The organism is Candidatus Equadaptatus faecalis, assembly GCA_018065065.1.
Lineage (GTDB): Bacteria > Synergistota > Synergistia > Synergistales > Synergistaceae > Equadaptatus > Equadaptatus faecalis.
Window position 1 is genome coordinate 1 of record JAGHTZ010000088.1, and the last position, 6453, is coordinate 6453.

Annotated in this window: 4 protein-coding genes; all 4 read left to right on the forward strand. The window is 49.8% G+C overall.

The features are described from left to right. Window positions 1-304: 304 nt before the first annotated feature. The gene (locus KBS54_07215; protein MBQ0055911.1) at window positions 305-700 is read left to right on the forward strand and encodes a four helix bundle protein; all 396 of its coding nucleotides are present in this window, start codon (window positions 305-307) and stop codon (window positions 698-700) included. Between the two features lie 16 nt (window positions 701-716). Further along, window positions 717-998, forward strand: a complete 282-nt coding sequence (locus KBS54_07220; GenBank protein ID MBQ0055912.1) for a hypothetical protein — start codon at window positions 717-719, stop codon at window positions 996-998. Window positions 999-1045: 47 nt separating this feature from the next. Then, window positions 1046-2104, forward strand: coding sequence for an RNA-directed DNA polymerase (locus tag KBS54_07225; protein ID MBQ0055913.1), 1059 nt, complete (start codon window positions 1046-1048; stop codon window positions 2102-2104). A gap of 51 nt (window positions 2105-2155) precedes the next feature. After that, on the forward strand, window positions 2156-6453 hold a 4298-nt coding region (locus KBS54_07230; GenBank protein ID MBQ0055914.1), incomplete at its 3' end, for a hypothetical protein.

Consider the following 6453-nt stretch of genomic DNA (forward strand, 5'->3'; position numbering starts at 1 on the left):
TACATACATACATACATACATACATACATACATACATACATACATACATACATACATACATACATACATACATACATACATACATACATACATTAGCCGCCTCGTTTAAGGCGTCAATTAAGTATTTCTTCCCCTCCTTTGAAACTGAACAAAAGTTCATTCCTCAAAATTTCCCCGAAGAAAAACAAAAAATTCAAAAAATAAACTCAAATATTGAAAATAAAAGAAGCGATGTGATAAACACCGCAAATGTTTGTTGCGTGCCGCGCCGTAGCCGAAAAGACGCGCACGGCGCGGTGAAAACATGACCTACACGACAAGAACAACGGTAAAAGCCTCAGACAGCGAACTTGTGGTAATAACCAAAGCGCGTGATATATGCAGCTACGTACTGACAATAACGGCGAAATCACCCAAACGCTTCCGCTTCACGCTTGCGACAAAACTGCAAAACTACGCGCTTGAAGCGGCAGAACAAATGTACCTTGCAAACGAAATATACCCGTCGGGGGAACACAAAAAAGAAATGGCAGAACAACGGCACGGGCATCAGGACAAAGCAATGGCGGCGCTCAAAATGCTCGGCTGGCTTACGCACCTTGCGGCGGAACAGGGCTGCATACTTCAAAAGCAATACGAAACGCTTGCGGGAATGCTGTACGGCTGCATGAAACTGCTGACGGCATGGAAGAAACTCTAAAGCCCGAAGGCGGAGGTTGGAAGCGGCGGCCAACGTTAATAACAATGGCAACTCTAATTGGTGGCTTCGCTCGCCCGGCAACAACGACAACAACGCGTACAACGTCAATAACAACGGCAACGTCAACGACAACAACAACGTCAACAACGACAATAATGCCGCCCGCTCGGATCTGCTTCCAAAGCCCGAAACAAATTCCAAGCGGAATTTGTCTGTGCGGGAAGCAAAGGAATCTCCGCCTGTCCGAAAGGACGAAAAGCGCGGCGGGGCAGGGCATCGCGAAAGCTATGAACTGTAAGGCGCAAGCCCCCGCCGCGAACGGAAAACACAAAAGAACAAAAAACAATGAAATACGAAGACATATACAGCCTTGAAAAACTGTACGAAGCGCACAGGAAAGCGAAAAAAAACAAACGCGGCAAAAAAGAAGTAATACGCTATGAACTCAACCTTGCGTACAACCTCTGCAAAACCGCAGAACAGCTCAAAAACGGCAGCTACAAACCGGGTAAATACAACGAATTTAAAGTGTACGAACCCAAAGAACGGCTGATACAGGCGCTGCACTACAACGACAGAATAATACAGCACGCGCTCTGCGACAACATAATCGCGCCGTACCTCGCAAACCGCCTGACCGCCGACAACGCGGCGTGTCAGAAAGGCAAAGGCACGCACTACGGAATAAAAAGACTGACCCGGCAGCTGAGAAAACACTATAAACGACACGGAACAAAAGGCTGGTTTCTCAAAGCCGACATACGCAAATACTTCGCCAGCATAGACCACGGTGTACTCAAAACAATGCTTGCGAAAGAAAGATTTGACGAACGGACGCTTGCTCTGCTTGACAAAATAATAGACAGCTACAACGCGGACACAGGCAAAGGAGTGCCCATAGGCAACCAGACGAGCCAGAACTTTGCGCTCTACTACCTTGACAAAATAGACCGGTACATAAAAGAAAAAGCGGGAATAAAACACTACGTCCGCTACATGGATGACATGGTACTGATAGACGAAAGCAAAGAAAAACTGCAAAAAACGCTTGAAGGCATGAAAAAAATAGCAGAAGGAGAACTGAAACTGCAATTCAACGAAAAAACACAAATAACGCCGCTGAAAAACGGCATAGACTTTCTCGGCTGGCACTATTACCTCACGGACACGGGCAAAGTGATACGCAAACTCAGGCAGACAGCCAAAAGGAGAATATTCGCGCGGCTTAAAAAACTGCAAAAAGACTACGCGGAAAACAAAACAGACATTGAAACGACAGACCAAAGCATGGCGGCGATAAGGGGACACCTGAAACACGGAAACACGGACAAACTGCTCATGGAAATACTGAAACGGTTTGTGCTGAGGAAGGAAAGCAAACCCCAAAACAACATCGAAAGATGATAAGCATAGAAGAAACTGCGAGCAACAGAAACAGAAGGAGGAAAAAAACAAATGAGAGAAACAAAAACAGCAAAGAAACTTGCGGCAGTCCTAATGCTCGTATCGTTCATTTTCGCGACAGTCTCACCTGCGATGGCGGGTGGACTTGCGAAGATAACGGACATAGCGGGCGGCAAGGGCGGAACAACAGGAAACGCCGGAACGATTTATTTTGGCAGCTACTGGCAGAGTTTTGCCGATGGCTACAGTTCGTCGTCAACGTATGATAATCCGGATGAGTTCAACAAAAACAACTACAACAAAGAAGGCATAAAATGGCGAGTGCTGTCAAACGCAGACGGAAAGACCTTCCTTATGTCTGACCAAGGGCTGTATGCAGACCAGTTTAACAGCAGTACAGCCATGGGCAATACGTGGTGTACGTCAGAAATCCGTGCGACAATGAACAACCAAACAGCAACGACCTTTGGAACGGACGGGAACGTAACGGCATGGGGCGGCTTTGCGGGAGACGCGTTCAGCGCGAAAGAATACGCGGCGATAGCGGCAACGACCCACACGGAGAATGGTGCAACTTCCGATGACAAAATCTTCCTGCTGAGCAAAGAAGAAGCAATGAACACCGACTACGGCTTTACGAACAGTACAGGTATAACAGCCACAAGACAAATGAAAGCTACAAACATGGCTAAACATGTGAAAATGTACGGCAACAGTACGGCGGCCTACGGTTATGACATTGGCAACGCTTATTGGTGGCTTCGCTCGCCCGGCGACAACGACAACTACGCGTACAACGTCAATTACAACGGCCGCGTCGGCGGCTACGGCGTCAACTACGACGGTAGTGCCGCCCGCTCGGCTTTAAACCTGAATCAGGAATCGGTTTTGCTTTTATCCGCCGCCGTAGGCGGCAAGGGAGCCGACGCTTGCGTCGGCGCGTTTGGTTTGGCGGACTATGCCGGCGCAGACGGCTGGAAACTGACGCTGAAAGACGCGTATAATGAAACGAATAATCCGACAGGCATAAAAGCGCCGACAAACGTGAGTGTAACGCAGGAGAAAGAAACTGCAGAAGAAAAATTTACTAAAATGGCAGACACGGCAGCGGCGCAGGCGGAAGGCAGCCGCGTAATGGACCTCACAAACGGCTACAAATATGGCTGGCTCAACCCGAAAGTATCATACAACGGAAAAGACGCAGGCGCGGACTACGTATCCGCAATAGCGGCTGACGGAGACGGAAACTACGTCAACTACGCCAAAATATCCAGCCAAACAGATGAAACAAACAAAGAACTGGACATAAACGGAGCGAACTCCACACTTGCCGACGGCGAATACAAAATGTACGTCTACGCCGAAAAAATTGGCAAAGACGCAAACGGCAATACAGACTATCAGACAGACTACGCCTCGGAACTTTCTTCCGGCTTTACCATCCACAAAGGCGGCGAAGACAAAAACGAGGGCGTGCTTGCCAAAGACTACGCCGACAAAGGCTTGACAGCCAACCTCGGCGGAGACTTCAACCTCTCATTTGAAAACGATACCTACGACACAGGCGTAACCGTCGGCGCAAATGACAATGGCACAATCACCGCCGATGCTACAAACGGTACAACACTGACAGGAGACATTTCTGTTGGAACCGGCGCGACACTGACAACGGCAAATACCTTCACGCTTGGCGGAGCAATAAGCGGAGCAGGCACAATAGAAAACACAGGAACGCTCAACGTCAACGGCACACTCGCCGAAACAGCGACAATAAACAACGGACAGGTCAACCTCGGCGCAGGAGTTGAATTTACCGGAGGCAACTTCACAAACTCAACCGGACTTGACTTCAACAACTCAATCTACAACTTCAGTGCCACGCTCAACAGCGCAGACCCGTACATAACGGCAGACGATAAGATAACCGTCAACGGAAACGCCACAGGAACAATAAAACTTGGCACAATAACGCTGAACGGAACCTCCTCAGACGGCTGGACAGTCGGAACCACGGAAGAAATGCAATACCTGAACGCGACGGGAACGGACACCAACCTCACCGTAGCGGGCTACAAAGTACAGACAAACACAGGCTACAAATACACCTTCAGCCAGTCTGTAGATTCAACAAGCGGCAACCCGAACTACGGCTACATGAGCGTACTCAAAGAAAGCGAAGCGGAACTCACGCTCAAAGACCTTGTCAACAACACAAGCCCCGCGGCAGGCGGAACAAACCAATACACAGTTGACGGACTTGACGACACCACAACCGAAGACCTCGGCGCCCTTGACAACACACTCAGAGGCGGAAAATTTGCCATAGTCGGAAGCAACGGAGACCCGACGACAGACATACTCGACGGAAACGGCAACGGCGGAATAATCGTAGCCGACACGACAGCCGGCGGAGCGGCAGGAGACGAACTCACCCTCAAAGACATAACGGTACAGAACTTCACCCCTGCCGTAACAAACAAAGAGGGCGGAATTGTCAACCTTGACAACGTCATCTTCAGCGACAACGAACTTTGGGACATCGTCAACGAAGGAACAGTCAACCTAACGGGAACAAACGAATTTGACAAAGGCATAAGCGGAGCAGACGGCGCGCTCAAAGGAACCGTAACAGCGGAAGACGGAGCGGCAATAAAAGGACAGGGAGTAAACGACAGCGTAATAAACACCGAAACGCTCACCCCTGCTGGAGACATAACAGTTACCGACATAACAATAAACGTAGCCGGAGCGACTACGGCGGCAGACGGAGCCGAATACACAGGCAACGGGGAAGAAACCGCTGTAATAAACACCGACACGCTTAACGGAAACGGCGACCTCACAGTCAAAGACATAACCATAAACGTCAAAGGCGACGGCGGAGACATAGCCGGAAACCTTACGCTTGAAGACATGACAATCACGGGCGCCGGAGTTGACGTAACGGAAGAAACAGCCGGAGGTCTTGACCTCAGCGGAGACGTAACGGTAGAAGACATAACCATAACGACAGGCGGAGACACCGCAATAGCGGACGGAAGCACAATCACCGGAAACGGTGTTGACGATGCCGTAATAAACACCGGTACGCTCACCCCTGCGGGAGACATAACAGTCAGCGACATAACAATAAACGTAACGGGAGCGACAACGGCGGCAGACGGAGCTGAATACACAGGCAACGGGGAAGAAACCGCTGTAATAAACACCGACACGCTTAACGGAAACGGCGACCTTACGGCAAAAGACGTAACGATAAACGTTACGGGCAACGGCGGAGACATAGCCGGCGAACTCACGCTTGAAGACATGACAATCACAGGCGCGGGAGTTGACGTAACGGAAGAAACAGTCGGAGGTCTTGACCTCAGCGGAGACGTAACGGTAAAAGACATAACCATAACGACAGACGGAGACACGAACATATCTGACGGAGGAACAGTTACGGGCAATGGAAAAGACACGGCTGTAATAAACACCGACACGCTGACAGGCGAAGGCAATGCCGAAGTCAAAGACATAACAATAAACGTCAACGACAAACTTGACGCTGAAAAAGACCTTACCGTAACAGACGCTGACATAAACGTCAAAGGAGACATAGAAATCGGCGGAAACGTCAGCATAACGGGAACGGAAGACGACCACGCGAAAATCAACTTTGACGGAGAAGGAACAATCGGCGGAAACGTAGCGCTTGACAACGGCGAACTCAACGGCGGAAAACTTGACATCAACGGAAACCTTGACACCAAAGGCGGAAGCAGCATAAGCGGCGACATAACGCTGAACGGTGACTTCAATGTCAACGAAACGACAACAATAAACGGCAAATTCACGCCGAAAGGAAACGTCAACTTCAACCTTGACGGAGAAGAAAAAGGCAACGGCTACGTCTTCATAGACAACACAGCAGCCGCAGAGCCGATGGATCTCTCAAACGCAATAGTCAACCTCATACAGACGGATACGTACTACAAACTTGCCGAAGGCGAAAGCATGACGCTCATAACCAAAGCCAAAAACTACATGGGCGACCCTGAGGTACAGACAAGAGAGGGTGTAAAGAAATACCTCTACAGCGTAGGACTTGACGCAAGCTCTGCCCTCATGCTCGGCTGCATTGACCAGGGCGCAGCAGACCAGACAAAGAGTTTCAGCGAAGCAAGACTTGCAGGCTCGGCGGCGATAAACAGCGCAAGCGACCTTGTAGCCTCAGTCGTAATGGAAAACGCGAAAGCTGAAAGCAAAGACTGGGAAGCCTTTGCGGCGATACAGGGCAGCCACAGCCGTTATGAAACAGGCAGCCACATAGACCTCAACAGCACAAACGTTGCGGCGGGACTCTC